General features: G+C 27.4%; 1 protein-coding gene. It reads left to right on the forward strand.

Features of this window, described 5'->3' with window-relative positions; all coding sequences use genetic code 11:
- Positions 1 to 155 precede the first annotated feature (155 nt).
- Entirely contained in the window at positions 156 to 836 is a 681-nt protein-coding gene (lepB, locus tag ACNQGB_RS15990; RefSeq protein ID WP_417948228.1) for a signal peptidase I, read from the forward strand.
- The last annotated feature ends 256 nt before the right edge of the window (positions 837 to 1092 follow it).

The raw sequence follows: 1092 nt of genomic DNA on the forward strand, positions 1-1092 counted from the left end.
CCTATGATGTGTTGCATGCTTAAAAATACGAAAAATCTTCTTTTAATACAAGTTTTTTAGTATATTTGAGCATAATAAAACGGGAGTTTTTTCACAGACTGACGTTGTGCGACATATTGTAAAATCGCTTTAAATCAGAAACTTACAAATTAATTATGAAGAAAATATTTAAAATACTTTTAATAATCTTTGCAACATTATTTATATCTTATAATATAATTGCTCAAACTGGAATACTAAAAGCATACAAAAACTCTACAATTGCAAACGAACCAAATCTAAAATTAAACTCAAGAATGTTGGTTTCAAATTTAGTTAGTGCTGAAATTGGAGATTTTGTTTGTTATAAATATGAAGATAATTTTTCAGGCAAACTTATAAGAATTCATAGACTTTGCGGAAAAGAAAATGATACTTTACAAATTGTTGATGGAATAGTTTATTTAAATAAAGTAAACATTGATAAAGAAATTAAACAAATTCATTTTTATCAAGTAAGTAAAAAAGATTATTTAAAAATAAAGTCAGCGGAAAATATTTCAGATGATAATTTTGCTTTTGCGGTAGATGAAAATAATGTAAAAGCATTATTAGAAGATTCAATTGCAAAAAAATACGGATTAACTTCAAAAAGAATAATTGAAGAAAAAGGAAAATTAGACGAAACGATTAAAAAAGTTTTCAAAAATAATTGGAATAAAGATAATTTTGGACCATTAGTAATACCAAAAGGAAAAATATTTGTTCTTGGAGATAATAGAGATAATTCTGAAGATTCACGATATTTAGGATTGATAAATGAAACTGAAATTGTTGGAGTTGTTGTAAGTAATTAAAATTATAAAAAAAATACGATCGCACAACAGCGGTTTGGCGCAATTGGGGTTTTGGGCGAACTTTAAAGTTGGTTTTGTACTTGAAAGTTCGGTCTTTATTCGATACATTTGGCTTACCAAATCCCCAACTGACGCCAAGCCACGAGACGTCAGGCTGTGAAAAAACCTCTTTTTTCTAATATAATCTTCAAATTTCACGACTCTACAATTCAAATAAGGTCTTTTAAGAAGTCGCCTTTTTTAGGCTGCAAATTTA

The organism is Flavobacterium frigidum (genome assembly GCF_048286795.2).